15 protein-coding genes and 1 tRNA gene are annotated in these 16,604 nt (G+C 67.4%); 5 read left to right on the plus strand and 11 right to left on the minus strand.

Going from position 1 to position 16,604, the window contains the following annotated elements:
• Positions 1-28: 28 nt before the first annotated feature.
• From F7Q96_RS13935 to gloB, 3 genes are all read right to left on the minus strand, one after another.
• Positions 29-1,921: a propionate--CoA ligase gene (locus F7Q96_RS13935; RefSeq protein ID WP_053822106.1), complete on the minus strand. Its 1,893-nt coding sequence runs from the start codon at positions 1,919-1,921 to the stop codon at positions 29-31.
• 195 nt (positions 1,922-2,116) lie between these two features.
• Positions 2,117-3,802 (minus strand): transglycosylase SLT domain-containing protein, encoded by a 1,686-nt coding sequence (locus F7Q96_RS13940; RefSeq protein ID WP_053822107.1) that lies wholly within the window; start codon positions 3,800-3,802, stop codon positions 2,117-2,119.
• Between the two features lie 136 nt (positions 3,803-3,938).
• Positions 3,939-4,748, minus strand: coding sequence for a hydroxyacylglutathione hydrolase (gene gloB / locus F7Q96_RS13945; protein ID WP_151022857.1), 810 nt, complete (start codon positions 4,746-4,748; stop codon positions 3,939-3,941).
• 10 nt (positions 4,749-4,758) lie between these two features.
• Here gloB and F7Q96_RS13950 point away from each other — a divergent pair, with 10 nt between their 5' ends.
• The 4 genes from F7Q96_RS13950 (at position 4,759) to F7Q96_RS13965 (ending at position 7,081) form a co-directional block, all read left to right on the plus strand.
• Positions 4,759-5,562, plus strand: a complete 804-nt coding sequence (locus F7Q96_RS13950; RefSeq protein WP_053822108.1) for a class I SAM-dependent methyltransferase — start codon at positions 4,759-4,761, stop codon at positions 5,560-5,562.
• 134 nt (positions 5,563-5,696) lie between these two features.
• Positions 5,697-6,146, plus strand: coding sequence for a ribonuclease HI (rnhA, locus tag F7Q96_RS13955; protein ID WP_053822109.1), 450 nt, complete (start codon positions 5,697-5,699; stop codon positions 6,144-6,146).
• Between the two features lie 10 nt (positions 6,147-6,156).
• Entirely contained in the window at positions 6,157-6,882 is a 726-nt protein-coding gene (dnaQ, locus tag F7Q96_RS13960; protein WP_053823139.1) for a DNA polymerase III subunit epsilon, read from the plus strand.
• Positions 6,883-7,006: 124 nt separating this feature from the next.
• Positions 7,007-7,081 (plus strand) — tRNA-Val (locus tag F7Q96_RS13965).
• A 96-nt stretch (positions 7,082-7,177) separates the two neighbouring features.
• Here F7Q96_RS13965 and F7Q96_RS27025 read toward each other — a convergent pair.
• Entirely contained in the window at positions 7,178-7,666 is a 489-nt protein-coding gene (locus F7Q96_RS27025) for a DUF1801 domain-containing protein (RefSeq protein WP_053822110.1), read from the minus strand.
• A 316-nt stretch (positions 7,667-7,982) separates the two neighbouring features.
• On the opposite strand from F7Q96_RS27025, the gene F7Q96_RS13975 reads away from it, so the two are divergent.
• Positions 7,983-8,729: a hypothetical protein gene (locus F7Q96_RS13975; protein WP_053822111.1), complete on the plus strand. Its 747-nt coding sequence runs from the start codon at positions 7,983-7,985 to the stop codon at positions 8,727-8,729.
• A gap of 198 nt (positions 8,730-8,927) precedes the next feature.
• On the opposite strand, the gene waaC is transcribed toward F7Q96_RS13975, so the two are convergent.
• The 7 genes from waaC to F7Q96_RS14010 all read right to left on the minus strand — a co-directional run bounded on the left by waaC (position 8,928) and on the right by F7Q96_RS14010 (position 16,432).
• Positions 8,928-9,923: a lipopolysaccharide heptosyltransferase I gene (gene waaC / locus F7Q96_RS13980; RefSeq protein WP_151022859.1), complete on the minus strand. Its 996-nt coding sequence runs from the start codon at positions 9,921-9,923 to the stop codon at positions 8,928-8,930.
• Positions 9,924-10,150: 227 nt separating this feature from the next.
• Complete coding sequence (locus tag F7Q96_RS13985) at positions 10,151-11,902, minus strand: ABC transporter substrate-binding protein (protein ID WP_053822112.1); 1,752 nt, start codon at positions 11,900-11,902, stop codon at positions 10,151-10,153.
• A gap of 170 nt (positions 11,903-12,072) precedes the next feature.
• Entirely contained in the window at positions 12,073-12,381 is a 309-nt protein-coding gene (locus F7Q96_RS13990; protein ID WP_006576489.1) for a DUF2160 domain-containing protein, read from the minus strand.
• A 27-nt stretch (positions 12,382-12,408) separates the two neighbouring features.
• Positions 12,409-13,230, minus strand: a complete 822-nt coding sequence (locus F7Q96_RS13995; protein WP_053822113.1) for a carbohydrate ABC transporter permease — start codon at positions 13,228-13,230, stop codon at positions 12,409-12,411.
• Entirely contained in the window at positions 13,223-14,104 is an 882-nt protein-coding gene (locus tag F7Q96_RS14000) for a carbohydrate ABC transporter permease (RefSeq protein ID WP_053822114.1), read from the minus strand. Before F7Q96_RS14000 ends, F7Q96_RS13995 begins: the two co-directional genes overlap by 8 nt.
• Positions 14,101-15,234 (minus strand): ABC transporter ATP-binding protein, encoded by a 1,134-nt coding sequence (locus F7Q96_RS14005; protein WP_053822115.1) that lies wholly within the window; start codon positions 15,232-15,234, stop codon positions 14,101-14,103. The genes F7Q96_RS14000 and F7Q96_RS14005 overlap by 4 nt, the downstream gene beginning before the upstream one ends.
• Positions 15,235-15,238: 4 nt before the next feature.
• Positions 15,239-16,432: an ABC transporter ATP-binding protein gene (locus F7Q96_RS14010; protein WP_053822116.1), complete on the minus strand. Its 1,194-nt coding sequence runs from the start codon at positions 16,430-16,432 to the stop codon at positions 15,239-15,241.
• Between the last annotated feature and the right edge of the window lie 172 nt (positions 16,433-16,604).

A 16,604-nucleotide genomic window follows, 5' to 3' on the forward strand; every position in this document is an offset into this window, starting at 1 on the left:
CCACGGCGTGCCGCTCGCCGGCGGGCGATCAGCCCTGCAGCGCCTCCCGGAACTGCGCCAGCGCCGACGGATCCTCGATGGTCGTCAGGTCGCCAGGATCGCGCCCTTCGGCCACCGCCTGGATCGCGCGGCGCAGCAGCTTGCCCGAGCGCGTCTTCGGCAGCGCGCCGACGAACACCACGCGGGCGGGCCGCGCCACCGCGCCGAGCTGGCGGTCCACCGTCTGCATGATCTCGCCTTCGAGCGCCATGCGGTCCTGCGGCGTGGCGGCTCGGCCCGGGTCGCGCAGGATGCAGACCGCCAGCGCGACCTGCCCTTTCAGCGAGTCGGCAACGCCGACCACCGCGACCTCGGCCACCGCCGGATGCGAGGCGATGCTTTCCTCGATCTCGCGCGTGCCCAGACGGTGGCCGGCCACGTTCAGCACGTCGTCGGTGCGCCCCAGGATGAACAGATAGCCGTCCTCGTCGCGCACGCCCCAGTCGAAGGTCGAATAGCGCTGCTTGTCCGGAAAGCCCGACCAGTAGGTCTTGACGAAGCGCTCGTCGTCGCCCCAGACGGTGCTCATGCAGCCCGGCGGCAGCGGCCCCTCGATCGCCACCACGCCCTTCTGCCCCGGCGCGCATTCGGCGCCGGTCTGCTCGTCGACGATTCGCACGTCATAGCCGTACACCGGCAGCCCCGGCGAGCCCAGCTTCGAGGGCAACGCCTCGATGCCGTGCTGCAGCGCGATGATCGGCCAGCCGGTCTCGGTCTGCCAGTAGTTGTCGACCACCGGCTTGTTGATCGCCGACTGGATCCAGCTGGCGGTCGGCTCGTCCAGCGGCTCGCCGGCCAGGAACAGCATGCGCAGGCTCGACAGGTCGTAGCGGGTCAGCCAGGACGGGTCCTGCTTCTTCAGCACGCGGATCGCGGTCGGCGCGCTGAACATCACGTTGACGCGGTACTGCTCGACCAGCTGCCACAGGATGCCGGCATCGGGCCGCACCGGCGTGCCCTCGTACAGCAGCGTCGTCATGCCGGCCAGCAGCGGCCCGTAGACGATATAGCTGTGGCCGACCACCCAGCCGATGTCCGAGGTGCAGAACATCGTGTCGCCGGGCTTGCCGCAGAAGATGGTCTCCATCGACGTGGCCAGCGCGACCGCGTAGCCGCCGGTGTCGCGCTGCACGCCCTTGGGCTTGCCGGTGGTGCCCGACGTGTAGAGGATGTAGGACGGCGCGCTTGATTCGAGCCATTCGCATGGCACCTGCGTCGCGCCGACACGCTCGCGCCAGGCCAGGTAGTCCTCGTCGCGGCCCGGCGTCCGTTCCATCGGTGCAAGACCGCGGTCGACCAGCAGCACCTTGTCGGGCGGGTTCTGCGCCAGCCGCAGCGCCTCGTCGAGCAAGGGCTTGTAGGGCACGACCTTGCCCCCGCGCGAGCCGGCATCGGCGCTGACGACCACGCGCGGCCGCGCATCGTCGATGCGGGCGGCCAGGCTGACCGAGGCAAAGCCGCCGAACACCACCGAATGCACCGCGCCGATGCGCGTGCAGGCCAGCATCGCGAACACCGCCTCGGGGATCATCGGCATGTAGATCAGCACGCGGTCGCCCTGGCGCACGCCCAGCGCCAGCAGCACGGCGGCCATCCGGTTGACCTCGGCATGCAGCTCGCGATAGCTGTAGCTGCGGCGCTGGTCGGTTTCGGTGGAGACATGGACCAGGGCCGGCTGCTCGGCCCGCTTGGCCAGGTGCCGGTCGACCGCGTTATGGCAGAGATTGGTGCGGCCGCCGACGAACCAGCGCGCGAACGGCGGCCGGCTGTAGTCGAGGACCTGTTCGCAGGGGGTCTGCCAGTCGATGCGGCGGGCCTGCTCGGCCCAGAAGGCGTCGGGATCGACGAGGGAACGCGCGTGCAGGGCGCGGGTGGTGGCCATTGCTGTCTCCTCCGCTGGGGCGGCGGTTATCGTTGGACCATCAGTTTGCCACCACCGGCACCGGCTTCGCCATCCGCAATGTCCACAAGGTCACCCGGCCCGGCTGGCCGGACCGGTCGCGCCAATCAGAAAGGGCACGCCCCTCGGCATGCCCTTTCACGTGTCTGCTGCGGGTATCCGCTGCGGTGTTGGCCCTTAGCGCGCCTTGCCCTTGGCCTTCGCCTTCGGCGCCGCACTCGCCTTGGCGCTCGCCCGGCCGGAGGACGCCTTGGCGCCGGTTTTGGCCGTGGCCTTGACCGTGCTTCTCGCCGAGGCCCGCACGGCCTTGCCGTGCGGTTCGACCACCACGCGCTGGCGCGCGCTGACGGCACGGCCGCCCTTGCCCGATACGCGGATCACCCGCACCTCGTCGTCGCGCTCGACGATCGCCCGTGCGCGCTTGACCGGCACGTTCAGCACCAGGCTCTGGCCGGCCACCAGCTTGGAGCCCGACAGCTTGTTCCACGCCCGGACCTGGCTGACCGACACGCCATAGCGGCGCGCCACCGAGGTCACCGTGTCGCGCTTGCCCGCGCGCACCACCAGCCGGCGCGCTTCGGGCAGGTCCGGCTCCATCGCCAGAATCGCGTTTTCCGCCAGCTTGGCGCTGATGTCCTCGGTGTGGCGGCCCGAACGCGGGATCATCACGGTCGAGCCCGGCTTGAGCCGCATGCCCTTCGGAATTCGATTGATCTCGCGCAGCGTGTCCGGATCGACGTTCAGCCGCGCCGCCAGCGATTCGACGCGCTCGCGCCCGTCCACCGTCACCGCGGTCCAGCTCGACAGGCCGCCGCGATAGGTGTTCAGGTTGTACTGGAAGCGCTCGGCATTCTCGAACGGCAGCAGGATCTGCGGGTTCGACGCACCGAGGATCACCGGCTTGTTGAACGACGGATTGAGCGCGCGGAATTCCTCCAGCGGCATGTTGGCCAGCTTGGCCGCCAGCGTCACGTCGATGTCGCGCGAGGTCGTCACCGTGACGAAATACGGATGATCCGGGATTGGCGGCAGCGTGACGCCATAGGAGGCCGGATTGCTGACGATGTTCTTGACCGCCTGCAGCTTCGGCACGTAGTAGCGCGTCTCGTTGGGCATCGTCAGGCTGGCGTAGTCGGTCGGCAGCCCGCGCGCCTCGTTGCGCGCGATCGCACGCGACACCGCGCCCTCGCCCCAGTTGTACGCCGCCAGCGCCAGATGCCAGTCGCCGAACATGTCATGCAGCCGGCTCAGGTAATCCAGCGCCGCTTCGGTCGAGGCCAGCACATCGCGGCGCTCGTCGCGGAACATGTTCTGCTTCAGGTTGTAGTGCTTGCCGGTGCTCGGAATGAACTGCCACATGCCGGCGGCCTTGGCGCTCGACACCGCCTCCGGATTGAACGCGCTCTCGACGAAGGGCAGCAGCGCGAGCTCGGTCGGCATGTTGCGCCGTTCCAGCTCGGCGACGATGTGGTACAGGTACTTGCTGGACCGCGCGATCATCCGCTCCATATAGTCGGGCCGCGCCGCATACCACTGCGTGCGGTCCTCGACCAGCGTGCCTTCCAGGTCCGGCATCGAAAAGCCACGACGGATGCGCACCCAGATGTCCTGCGACTGTCCCAGCGTCCAGTCGATCCTGTCTTCGTCGACATTGATCGGCGCGGTCTCGCGCGCGATGGTCGGCGGCAGGTGGATCGAGTTGAGCGGATCGGTGGGGGGAAGGCCGGATTTGGGCTTGGTGGCGGAGGCCAGGGCGGTCGGCGAGCCGGCCGTGCCGGCTTCGTCAGGCGGGACGGGCGTGCTGGCACAAGCCGCCAGCAGCGCCGCACAGGCTACGGCCGCCAGGTATCGACCAATTCTCATCAAGTTCTCGGATCGTGACGCTAAAAATTGGCTGATGCTAAAGACAAAGCGGCTCGTGCGTCAATCGGATTTTCCGCATTCCGCGGCCGTGGACGGCCGCGAGGAAGATCTGGCGGAGAGTCAAGGCGAGGGTGCGTCAGCGAAAGCCGTCCTTCCAGGCGCGCAGCGCGCCGAACGCCGCGGCATCGTCGCCCGCCTGCGCGCCCTGCACCCCCTGCGCGGCGAGCGCCCGGCGCACGGACGGCTCGCGCGAGCGCAGGAAGGGGTTGACCGCCCGCTCATGGCCGACGGTGGTCGGCACGGTGGGCTCGCCGGCGGCACGCAGCGCCTCGACACGCTCGTCCCAAGCGGCCAGCGCGGCGTTGTCCGGCTCGACCGCGCGGGCGAAGCGCACATTGCTGCGCGTATACTCGTGGGCACAATAGACGCGGGTCGCGTCGGGCAGTGCGGCCAGCTTGTCGAGCGAAGCCAGCATCTGCGCCGGCGTGCCCTCGAACAGCCGCCCGCAGCCGCTGGCGAACATCGTGTCGCCGCAGAACACCACGGGGCCGATGCCGGGCAGCTCGCCGGTGTAGGCGATGTGTCCGGCGGTGTGGCCGGGCACATCGAGCACCCGCAGCCGCAGCGCCGGCGCCTTCAGTTCGACCTCGTCGCCCTCGCGCACCGCGCGGGTACGATGGCCGATGCGCTCGGCGGCCGGCCCGATCACGGGCATCGGCTCGCCGTCGGGTCCCGCCGGATAGGCGGCCAGCAGATCGGCCACGCCGCCCTGGTGATCGCCATGGTGGTGGGTGATTACAATGGCGCCCAGGACCAGCCCCGTCCGCGCCAGATAGGCGAGCACCGGCGCGGCGTCGCCCGGATCGACCACGGCGGCGGCATGACCGTCGTCGATCGCCCAGATATAGTTATCCTGGAAAGCGGGGATCGGCTCCACCCTCAACATGCGTGCTCCTATGTCCAAGCGTCCGATTATAGATTGGGAAAACTGGCTGGCCTCCCCGCCCGGCCAGTACATGCTGCGCTGGGAGGAAGGCCAGTACGACCGCACCGTGGCCGACATCTTCGGCTACCACGCGGTCCAGCTCGGCATGCCGGTGCTGGACACGCTGCGCGAGAACCGCATGCCGTTCGGCGCGCTGGCGCTGGACGCCCGCAGCGGCCCGCACGGTCCGCGCGCCGCGGAAACCGGCATCGCCCCTGGCCCGCAGCTGCTGTGCCGCTTCGACGAACTGCCCTTCGATACGCAGAGCCTGGACCTGGTCACGCTGCCCCATGTGCTCGAATTCTCCGAGGATCCGCACGAGGTGCTGCGCGAGGTCTCGCGCGTGCTGATGCCCGAGGGGCGCGTGGTGGTGTCGTGCTTCAATCCGATGAGCCTGTGGGGCGCGCGCCAGGGCCTGAACCGGCTCGGCGCCGATCCCTTCCTGCCGACCGACGCCCAGTCGATCGGGTTCGTGCGCATCAAGGACTGGCTCAAGCTGCTCGGCTTCGATATCATCCGCGGCCGCTTCGGCTGTTATTGCCCGCCCTACCGCACCGACCGCTGGCTGCAGCGGGCCGCCTTCATGGAGAAGGCCGGCGATCGCTGGTGGCCAATCTTCGGCGCGGTCTATATGCTGTCGGCGGTCAAGCGCGTGCGCAACATCCGCCTGGTCGGGCCGGCCTGGAAGACGCCCAAGGCCGCGCTGGCCCCGGTGGCGGCGCCGGTCGCCACGCCGAACGGCACGCACGGCAAGTCCCCCGACGAAGAGAAGTGAGGGGCCCGCGCCCCGCCCTGCCGGATCACCCCATTTCCGGGCGCTGCGTGCTCGGACCGATTTCCAACCCCGTTCGCCCCGGCGGACACCCGGCGCCGGCGGCCTCCCGCTGCACCGGTTCCCACCGTTCATCGATGCAAGAAGTCACGATCTATTCCGATGGCGCCTGCAAAGGCAATCCCGGCCCCGGCGGCTGGGGTGCCGTGCTGGTCGCCAATGGCCACGTCAAGGAGCTGTTCGGCGGCGAGGCCAATACCACCAACAACCGGATGGAGCTGACCGCCGTCATCGAGGCGCTGCGCGCGCTGAAGCGGCCGTGCAAGGTGCAGGTCTGGACCGACTCCCAGTACGTGCAGAAAGGCATCTCCGAGTGGATCCGCGGCTGGAAGGCGCGCGGCTGGAAGACCGCGGAGAAGAAGCCCGTCAAGAACGCCGACCTGTGGCAGGCGCTCGACGCCGCCGCGGCCGAGCACGACATCTCGTGGCACTGGGTGCGCGGCCACAACGGCCACCCGGGCAACGAACGGGCCGATGCGCTGGCCAATCGCGGTGTCGCCTCGCTCACCGGCGCCCAGGTTGAGTAGAATGCCCGCCATGCGACAAATCGTACTGGACACCGAAACCACGGGCCTGAACGCCGCCACCGGCGACCGGCTGATCGAAATCGGCTGCGTCGAACTGGTCAACCGGCGGCTGACCGGACGCAACCTGCATTTCTATATCAACCCGGAGCGCGACATCGACGCCGGCGCGATCGCGGTGCACGGGCTGACGGTCGAATTCCTGGCGGACAAGCCCAAGTTCGCCGAGGTGGTCCACGAGATCCGCGATTTCGTGCAGGACGCCGAGCTGATCATCCACAACGCCGCATTCGACCTGGGCTTCCTCGACATGGAATTCCAGTTGCTGGGCCTGCCGCCCTTCCGCAAGCATGTCGCGAGCGTGATCGATACGCTGCTCGAAGCGCGCCAGATGTTCCCCGGCAAGCGCAACTCGCTCGATGCGCTGTGCGAACGGCTGGGCGTCAGCAACGCGCACCGGACGCTGCACGGCGCACTGCTGGACGCGGAGCTGCTGGCCGAGGTCTATCTGGCGATGACGCGCGGCCAGAACTCGCTGGTGATCGACATGATGGACGCCAGCGCGGGCGCCGGTCCGGCCGCCGTGGCCGCGACGGACTTGTCGGCGCTGCGCCTGCCGGTGCTGGAGCCGACCGAGGACGAGCTGGCGGCGCACGCCGCGGTGCTGAAGGAGCTGGACAAGGCCAGCGGCGGCAAGACGGTATGGCAGGAGGCAGCCCCGCTCGAAGAGGCCGCCTGAGGCCAGGCCGCCTCGCTGCGGCAAGCACTGGGTGAAAAATTTCGCCTAAGGGCTTTACAAGATACAACGGCACTGACATAATCTCGCTTTCTCTGCTGCACGGCAGTTTCAAGCGCAGCAGCAGGGGTGGTTAGCTCAGCGGTAGAGCACTGCCTTCACACGGCAGGGGTCACAGGTTCAATCCCTGTACCACCCACCAGATTCGCGGGACACCGCATGAAAAAGGCCCTCAGACGAACGTCGAGGGCCTTTTTCTTTTCGTCTTGATTTGACCTTCATTTTGCCCTGACCCGCCTCAAGGCACCCATCCCGGCAATTCTGCCGCCTGCCGTATCCAGTCCCCCACCCGCTTCTCGTCGATCTCGTCGGTTTGGTAAATGTCGAGATACCGCGTATTCGGGTCCTTCGATTCCCCGGGCGGCTGCGGTCGCAGCGACGAGCCCTTGAAAAAGGCCACCTTCACGTATCGCGTGAAGCAATGGAAGCTGAGAAACCAGCCCTGCCCCTCCACGCCATAGAACGGCGAATTCCATTTCACTGCCTTGCGCACGTCCGGCACGGTGCGCACGATCAGCGCGTCAAGCTTTTCGCCGACCTCACGCTTCCAGTCCGGCATGGCGGCGATGTAGGCCTGCACCGGGGCATCGCCGTCGCCCTTCGGGATCTGCGGATTGCCGCCCGACAGCAGGACCGGCTTGCCGTCGGCGGGCGGTTTATGGGCCGATTTATTGGCCGATTTCCGGGCCGATTTCCGGGCCGATTCTTCGGCCGGTTTTGCCGCCAATTTTCTTGCCGGCTTCGCCGCGGCTTTCACCGGTTTCGCAGGCGTGTTGTTTGTTGCCATCGTATTCACCCCCAACGTCACAAGTTGTGCCTGTCGAGGGCGGACCTCGAGGGTCCGCCACGGAACCGGACCGATGCTATGTCGAACGCCGGCCGTCAACAACCCGCCCGGGCCGTCTGACGATTCGCGGGAAAGTGCAACACCCCACCAATCGGGAATAGCAGGCGCCGCGGCCAGCCTCTAGGATTGCCGCGCCCCGGTGCTATGCCAGGGCGCCATCCCGATAGAACAACAAAGACAACCCTTCGAGAAATCCATGAACAAAACCCTGCTGATTGCTTCCATGGCACTGGCGCTCGCCGCCTGCGGCGGTGGCGGCGGCGACGACGACGGTCCCGCGCCGCAACCGGCCACCTCCGCTGCCGAAGGCCTGTACACGGGCAAGACCTCGGCAAATCAGGACATCGCCGGCCTGGTGCTCGACGACGGCACCTACTACGTGATCTACACCTCGTTGGCCCCCATCTCGCTGGGCGTGATCCAGGGCAAGCTCAATGCCACCAATGGCACCTTCTCGTCGAACGACGGCAAGGACTTCAGCGTGACGTCGCGCGGCATCTTCGATGTGGCCATCAACGGGACCTACGCGACCAAAGGCAATCTGAACGGCACGGTGCGCTATCCGGCAACGGGCCAGACGGCAACCTTCACCAGCACCTACGACAAGAACTACGAGCTGGCGCCGTCGCTCACCACGCTGGCCGGCACCTACAGCGGCACCTCGGTCATTCCCGAGGGCGGCGAATCGGCGACGATCACCGTCTCCACTTCGGGCGCGATCAGCGGCGCAGGCGCTTCCGGCTGCCGAATCGACGGCACGGCGAAGCCCCGCGCGCGCGGCAACGCCTACGACATCACCGTGACCTTCGGCCCGTCGCCCTGCGCGCGCGCGGGACAGAAGATGAGCGGGGTCGCGTATTACAGCGCGGAAGATCGCAGCCTGATCGCCGCCGGCACGACCGCGGACCGGTCGGCGGGCGTGTTGTTTGTGGGCACGCGCTAAGGTGTAACGGCGCCACGTCGCCAGCGTCTTGGCGGCATGGCGCACCACAGCAGATTGTCGTATCGGTGATACGACAATTGATTTGGACGCGCTTCCTTGCTGTGATTCCTCGCGAGGACTCCATCAGCACGGAGACTACGCGCAGGTGAGGACGCGTGGACCGACGCCACCGTCCTCTTGCGGGACACTTGTTTGGAACTACGCCCCCGCAGCGGCCGGCGCGCCCAACCCGACCTTCCCCGTCACCTGATCAATCGCCCCAATCACCTCCGGCACATCCGGCACCACGCCTTCATTGCCAATTGATACCGCGCGGCCGGGTTCCGAAATACCGAAGTGCTCGCGCGAGGTCGCGGTGAACAGCATCACCGAGGGCTTGCCCAGCGCATGGGCGAGGTGGACGAAGCCGGTGTCGGTGCCGATCACCAGGTCCGCGGCGGCGACCCGCTGGGCGCATTCGGTGATCGTCATCTTGGGCAGCACCTCGGCGTCGGGAATGCCGCGGGCCAGCACTTCGGATTGCTCCTTTTCCGCGGGCGAGCCCCAGGGCAGCTGCACGCGATAGCCGCGGGCGTTCAGCTCGCGGCCGACCGCGATCCAGCGCTCCGGCGGCCATTTCTTGATCTCGAGCGAGGTCGCGTGGAACAGCATCGCGCGCGGTACGCCATCGGTATTGAGCGGCGCGGCCGGGGCCGGGATGCGCAGCTCGTAGTGCTCTTTCGGGTCGAGTTCGTAGCCGAGGGCCTTGGCGGCGACCAGGCGCATCTTGTGGCGGGCGGTGGCGTCGCCATGCGGCGCGAAGATGTCGGTGTAGAACATCTCGGCGCGCGCTTCGCCCAGATGCCTGGCGGCGTAGCCGAAGCGGCGGCGGGTGCGGGCCAGCCAGCCGACGATGGCGCTCTTGTAGACGCCGTGCACGTCCAGCACCACGTCGTACTTCTCACGGCGCAGTTCGCGCACCGCGGCCAGGATCGCGCGCAGGTCCGTCCATTGCTTCGACTTCTTGTAGCCGCGCAGCGGGGGCGCGATCACGCGGTCGACGCCGACCGTCCAGCGCGGGATATCGGCGCACGAGGCATCGGCGACCCAGTCGATCTTGGCCTCGGGATAGGCGTGCCGCAGATCCCAGATCAGCGGCAGCGTGTGCGCCATATCGCCGAGGGAGGTGATCTTGATAACCAGGATGCGCTTCATGGGTGCAGGAGCGGGCCTTTGCCGCGGGGCTGGGTTTTTGCGAAGGCCGTAGTATGCACCAGAGGATGCGTGCTGGACGTTTCCGGAGGTAACGGGGAGTTTGCGGGCGGGTTGGCGGCGGTTGCCCTCTCCCCTGGCCCCTCTCCCGCGAGCGGGAGAGGGGCGGACTTCAGTGGCCCAATCGAAGGCGTTCAGCAGATCAGACCAATCAGTCGACTACCAGGCCATCACCGCACCTTGCCTTCCTTCCACGCCTGCAGCAGCTTCTCATAGGCGATGGTCTCGCCCTTCGGCTTCTCGTTGGCCAGCTTCTTCCACGGCGCGTGCTCGTCGGACAGCCACTTGGCCGCATCGCCCTTCGGGTTCAGCTTCGGCGCGCAGGTCGCCATGCCGGCGCGCTGCAGCCGCGCCATCACCTGGTCCATCTCCTCGGCCAGGCTGTCCATCGCCGCCTGCGGGGATTTCTCGCCGGTCACGGCCGTGGCGACGTTCTTCCACCACAGCTGCGCGAGCTTCGGATAGTCGGGGACGTTGGTGCCGGTCGGCGTCCATGCCACGCGGGCCGGGCTGCGATAGAACTCGATCAGCCCGCCGTACTTGGCCGCGTTCTTGGTCAGGTACTCGTGGTTGATGTCGCTGTCGCGAATGAACGTCAGCCCGGTCAGCGACTTCTTCAGCGACACGGTCTTCGACGTGACGAACTGCGCGTACAGCCACGCGCCCGCCAGGCGGTTCGGATCGGTCTTCTTGAAGAACGTCCATGAGCCCACGTCCTGGTAGCCGTTCTGCATGCCCTGCTTCCAGTACGGGCCATACGGCGACGGCGCCATGCGCCACTTCGGCGAGCCGTCCGCGTTGACCACCGGCAGCCCCTTCTTGGTCATGTCGGCGGTGAACGCGGTGTACCAGAAGATCTGCTGCGCGACCTGCCCTTGCGCCGGTACCGGGCCGGCCTCGGAGAAGGTCATGCCCATCGCCTGCGGCGGCGCGTACTTCTTCATCCAGTCGACGTACTTGGTCAGCGCGTAGACCGCGGCCGGGCTGTTGGTGGCGCCGCCGCGCGCAACCGACGCGCCGACCGGCGTGCACTTGTCCGTGGCCACGCGGATGCCCCACTCGTCGACCGGCATGCCGTTGGGCAGCCCCTTGTCGGCGGTGCCGGCCATCGACAGCCAGGCATCGGTGAAGCGCCAGCCGAGCGACGGGTCCTTCTTGCCATAGTCCATATGGCCGTAGACCTTCTTGCCGTCGATTTCCTTGACGTCGTTGGTGAAGAAGTTGGCGATGTCCTCGTAGGCGGACCAGTTGGTCGGCACGCCGAGGTCGTAGCCGTACTTGGCCTTGAATTTTTCCTGCAGGTCCTTGCGCGCGAACCAGTCGGCGCGGAACCAGTACAGGTTGGCAAACTGCTGGTCCGGCAGCTGATACAGCTTGCCGTCCGGCGCGGTGGTGAACTTGGTGCCGATGAAGTCCTTGATGTCGAGATCGGGATTGGTAAATTCCTTGCCGGCGCCGTTCATGTAGTCGGTCAGCGGCAGGATCGCGCCATAGCGATAGTGCGTGCCGATCAGGTCCGAATCGGAGATCCAGCCGTCGTAGATCGACTTGCCCGACTGCATCGACGTCTGCAGCTTCTCGACCACGTCGCCTTCCTGGATCAGGTCGTGATTGACCTTGATGCCGGTGATCTCTTCGAACGCGCGCGCCAGCGTCTTGGCCTCGTACTCGTGCGTGGTAATCGTCTCCGACACCACGTTGACCTGGGTCACGCCCTTGGCCTTGAGCTTGGCGGCCGCGTCGATGAACCACTTCATTTCGGCCAGCTGCTTGTCCTTCGATAGCGAGGACGGCTGGAACTCGCTGTCGATCCACTTCTTCGCCTCGGCTTCTCCCGCCCAGGCCGCATGGCCGCAGGCGAGCGCGGCGGCCACCGCCACCAGCTTCACCGCAAGCCTTGCCTGTCCCTTCAGCGCTGTCATCGATGTCTCCTGGAATAGTCCTTCCCGATAGCGTTGCGGGTCGCGGCCGGGGAAGGATTGAGCCGCGCTACCTGCGAATACCGACCAGACGCACCTCTGAACCACAGCGAACAACCCCGGGGATCGCCCTTGAACTCACCCGGAAAATCACCCGGAAAATCACCCGGACATCACCCCTTGCGCATCACCAGCGCCAGCACCGCCATCGACACGACGAAGCTGATCCACACCGACGGCTCTTCCGGCAGCGAGAACCAGTTCATCATCGCCTCGCCCAGTCCGACCCACGCCAGGTTGATCCATGCCGCGCACATCAGGCCGATGAACAGCCGGTCGCCGCGCGTGGTGGCGATCGGCAGCCAGCCCTTGCGCAGGCGCGTCGGCGAGCGCAGCTCCCAGATCGTCATGCCGATCAGCATCAGCACCACGCAGACGAAGAACACCGCGACCGGCGTGGTCCACACCATCCAGCCGAACATGGCCGTCGTTTCCATCGCCACCCCCGCTCAGACGCGGCCCATCGCGAAGCCCTTCGCGATGTAGTGCCGCACGAACCAGATCACGATGCCGCCGGGCACGATCGTCAGCACGCCCGCCGCGGCCAGCACGCCCCAGTCCATGCCGGATGCGGACACCGTGCGCGTCATCGTCGCCACGATCGGCTTGGCGTCCACCGAGGTCAGCGTGCGCGCCAGCAGCAGCTCGACCCAGCTGAACATGAAGCAGAAGAACGCCGCGACGCCGACGCCGGCCTTGATCAGCGGCAAGAAGATCGTCAGGAAGAAGCGCGGGAACGAATAGCCGTCGACATAGGCGGTCTCGTCGATCTCGCGCGGCACGCCCGACATGAAGCCCTCCAGGATCCACACCGCCAGCGGCACGTTGAACACCAGGTGCGCGAGCGCGACGCCCAGGTGGGTGTCCATCAGCCCGACGCTGGTATAGAGCTGGAAGAACGGCAGCAGGAACACCGCCGGCGGCGTCATCCGGTTGGTCAGCAGCCAGAAGAACACATGCTTGTCGCCGATGAACTGGTAGCGCGAGAACGCATACGCGGCCGGCAGCGCCACGGTGACCGAAATCACGGTGTTCAGCGCGACATAGATCAGCGAGTTGATATAACCGGAGTACCACGACGAATCGGTGAAGATCGTGCGGTAGTGCTCCAGCGTGAATTGCGCCGGCCACAGCGACAGCGTCGACAGGATCTCGTCGTTGGTCTTGAACGACATGTTGAGCATCCAGTAGATCGGCAGGATCGCAAAGACCAGATAGAGCAGCAGGAAGGCGGCGCGCCACCAGCCGCCGCGCGAGGCCGGATCATGCATGGGGAACCTCCTCGGCGACGGTGCCCGCGCGCTGCATCCAGTTGTACAGCACGAAACACAGCAGCAGGATGATCAGGAAATAGACGATCGAGAACGCCGCGGCCGGGCCCAGGTCGAACTGCCCCACCGCCTTCTGCGTCAGGTACTGCGACAGGAAGGTGGTGGCGTTGCCGGGTCCGCCGCCGGTCAGCACGAAGGGCTCGGTGTAGATCATGAAGCTGTCCATGAAGCGCAGCAGCACCGCGATCATCAGCACGCCGCGCAGCTTGGGCAGCTGGATGTGGCGGAACACCGCCCAGCGCGAGGCGCCGTCGATCTGCGCGGCCTGGTAGTAGGCGTCGGGGATCGCGCGCAGGCCGGCGTAGCACAGCAGCCCGACCAGCGGCGTCCAGTGCCAGACGTCCATCACCAGCACCGTCAGCCACGCATCGAGTGCGTTGCCGGTGTAGTTGTAGTCGAAGCCGAGCGCGGCCAGCGCGGCGCCGAGCAGGCCGATATCGGTGCGGCCGAAGATCTGCCAGATGGTGCCGACCACGTTCCACGGAATCAGCAGCGACAGCGCGACGATCACCAGCACCGCCGACGCCTTCCAGCCGCGCGCCGGCATCGACAGCGCCAGCAGGATGCCGAGCGGGATCTCGACCAGCAGCACCGCCAGCGAGAAGCCGAGTTGCCGCAGCAGCGCGTCGTGCAGCTCGCCGTCGCGCAGCACCGCGCGGAACCACTCGGTGCCGACGAACACGCGCCGCTCCGGCGAGATGATGTCTTGCACCGAGTAATTGACGATGGTCATCAAGGGCAGGATCGCCGAGAACGCGACGCAGATCACCACCGGCAGCACCAGCAGCCACGCCTTCTGGTTGATCGGCTTCATCGGACCAGCTCCTCGTCGACGTAATAGCAGGTATGGCGGTGGAAGACAGAGAACCACGCGGTGTCGCCCGAACGCAGCGCGGCGGCCTCGTCGCCGAGCCGGGCGCGCAGCAGCGGCGCGCCAACGGGGCTGTCGATGCTTGCGCCACCGGCACCGCTGTCCTGCAGCCGCGCGGCGGCGATCCAGTAGGTGCCGATGTCCTGCGCGCGCTCGATCACCGCGGGCACTGCCTGCTCGTCATCGGAGCGCGCCAGCCGCAGATATTCGGGCCGCACGCCGATCTTGAAGGTGCCGGCCGCCTGCAGCCGCTGCGCGATGGCCGCGTCGGACGGCGGTGCATAACGCCGTCCCGCCAGCTCGATCCAGCCGTCGCGCCAGCGCGCCGGCAGGAAATTCATGCCGGGCGAGCCGATGAAATGGCCGACGAAGGTATGGGCGGGCCGCTCGAACAGCGCGTCGGCGGTGCCGACCTGCACGGCCTTGCCGCGCGACATCACCACCACCTGATCGGCGAAGGTCAGCGCCTCGGTCTGGTCATGCGTGACATAGATCAGCGTCAGATGGAATTCGCGGTGGATCTGCTTGAGCTTGCGCCGCAGCTGCCATTTGAGGTGCGGGTCGATCACGGTCAACGGCTCGTCGAACAGGATCGCGGCGACATCGTGGCGCACCAGCCCGCGCCCCAGCGAGATCTTCTGCTTGGCATCGGCCGCCAGGCCGCTGGCCTGGCGGTCGAGCACGGCCGACAGGTCCAGCATCTCGGCCACCTGCCCGACCCGTGCGCGCACCTGGGCCTGCGGCACGCCGCGATTGCGCAGCGGAAAGGCCAGGTTCTGGCCGACCGTCATGGTGTCGTAGATCACCGGGAACTGGAACACCTGAGCGATATTGCGCGCCTGCGGCGAGTCGCCGGTGACGTCGCGCCCGTCGAACGACACCGTGCCCTGCGAAGGCCGCAGCAGGCCCGAGATGCAGTTCAGCAGTGTGGTCTTGCCGCAGCCCGAGGGCCCCAGCAGCGCATAGGCGCCGCCGTCGTCGAACGTAAAGCGCAGCGGCAGCAGCGCATAGTCCTCGTCGCTGCGCGGATCGGGGCCGTAGGCATGGGCCAGGTCCAGGTCGATGCGTGCCATGGCCTCAATTCCCCTGCCGGTTGGCGGGCCGCAGATGCACACGGCGCGGCGCGCGAATGCAGCGGCCCTGTGCATCGAACAGATAGAGCTGGGACGGATCGAGCCGCAGCGTCACCGTCTCGCCCAGCGCCAGTTCCAGCACGCCCGGCACCTGGGCGACCAGGTTGCCGACCGCGGTGTCGACGTGCACGAAGGTATCGGAGCCCGACAGCTCGGCCAGCGCCACCCGTCCCGGCAGCGGCACGCCCTCCCGCGCGCGCGGTACGCCGACCGCGAGCTCGTCGTGCCGGTCCGATACGCCATCGAGCCACAGGGTGCCGGCGCGCACGCCGACGGTGGCCGGGCCGGCATAGCCCTGCAGCGCATCGCGGGCACCAGCGATGGCGCTGCCGATCGCGCTGTCGATCGCGCTGTCGTCCGGACGCAGCGCCACCTCGATGCCGTCGGGCAGATGCACGGCGCCGTCGCGCCATTCGCCGGCGATCAGGTTCATCGGCGGATCGCTGAAGGCGCGCGCCACGCGCAGCGAGTCGGGGTAGTGGAAGACCTCGGCCGTCGGCCCGTACTGCAGCAGCTCGCCGGCATCGAGCACGGCGGTATGGCCGCCGAGCAGCAGCGCCTCGCCGGGCTCGGTGGTCGCGTAGATCACGGTGGCGTCGCCCTGCGCGAACAGCTGGGCCAGCTCGTCGCGCAGCTCCTCGCGCAGCTTGTAATCGAGATTGACCAGCGGCTCGTCCAGCAGCATCAGCGGCGCGCCCTTGGCCAGCGCCCGCGCCAGCGCAACACGCTGCTGCTGGCCGCCCGACAGCTCGGCGGGATGGCGCTCCAGCAGATGGTCGATATGCAGGCGCGCGGCCAGCGCACGCACGTGCCGGTCGATTTCGTCGGCGCCGCGCAGCCGCAGCGGCGAGGCGATGTTGTCGAACACCGTCAGCGAGGGGTAGTTGATGAACTGCTGGTAGACCATCGACACGTTCCGCTGGCGTACCGGCATGCCGGTCACATCAGCGTCGTCGACCAGCACGCGGCCGGCACTGGGACGGTCGAGCCCGGCCATCACCCGCATCAGCGACGTCTTGCCGGCCTGGGTCGCGCCGAGCAGGATCGTCACCGCGCCCGGGACCGGGGCCAGCGACATCGGATAGAGATGGACCTGCGAACCTGCCTGCTGCGCGATGCCTTCCAGTCTGAGCTGCATCCGGTCTCCGTCAGGGTTCTGCTGCCCGGCGCACGGCATGGTTCGGCCCGAAGGAAGGTCGCGCGATCAGCGGACACGGAACGGGACGCAAAAGGGAACACCGGCGCGCATCGATTGCTTGCCTGCTCGTTTTAGTAAAGAAGCGAACAAAAAACAATAGTGCAATGCGTCA

The organism is Cupriavidus gilardii (assembly GCF_008801915.1).
In the GTDB taxonomy this organism is placed as follows: Bacteria; Pseudomonadota; Gammaproteobacteria; order Burkholderiales; family Burkholderiaceae; genus Cupriavidus; species Cupriavidus gilardii.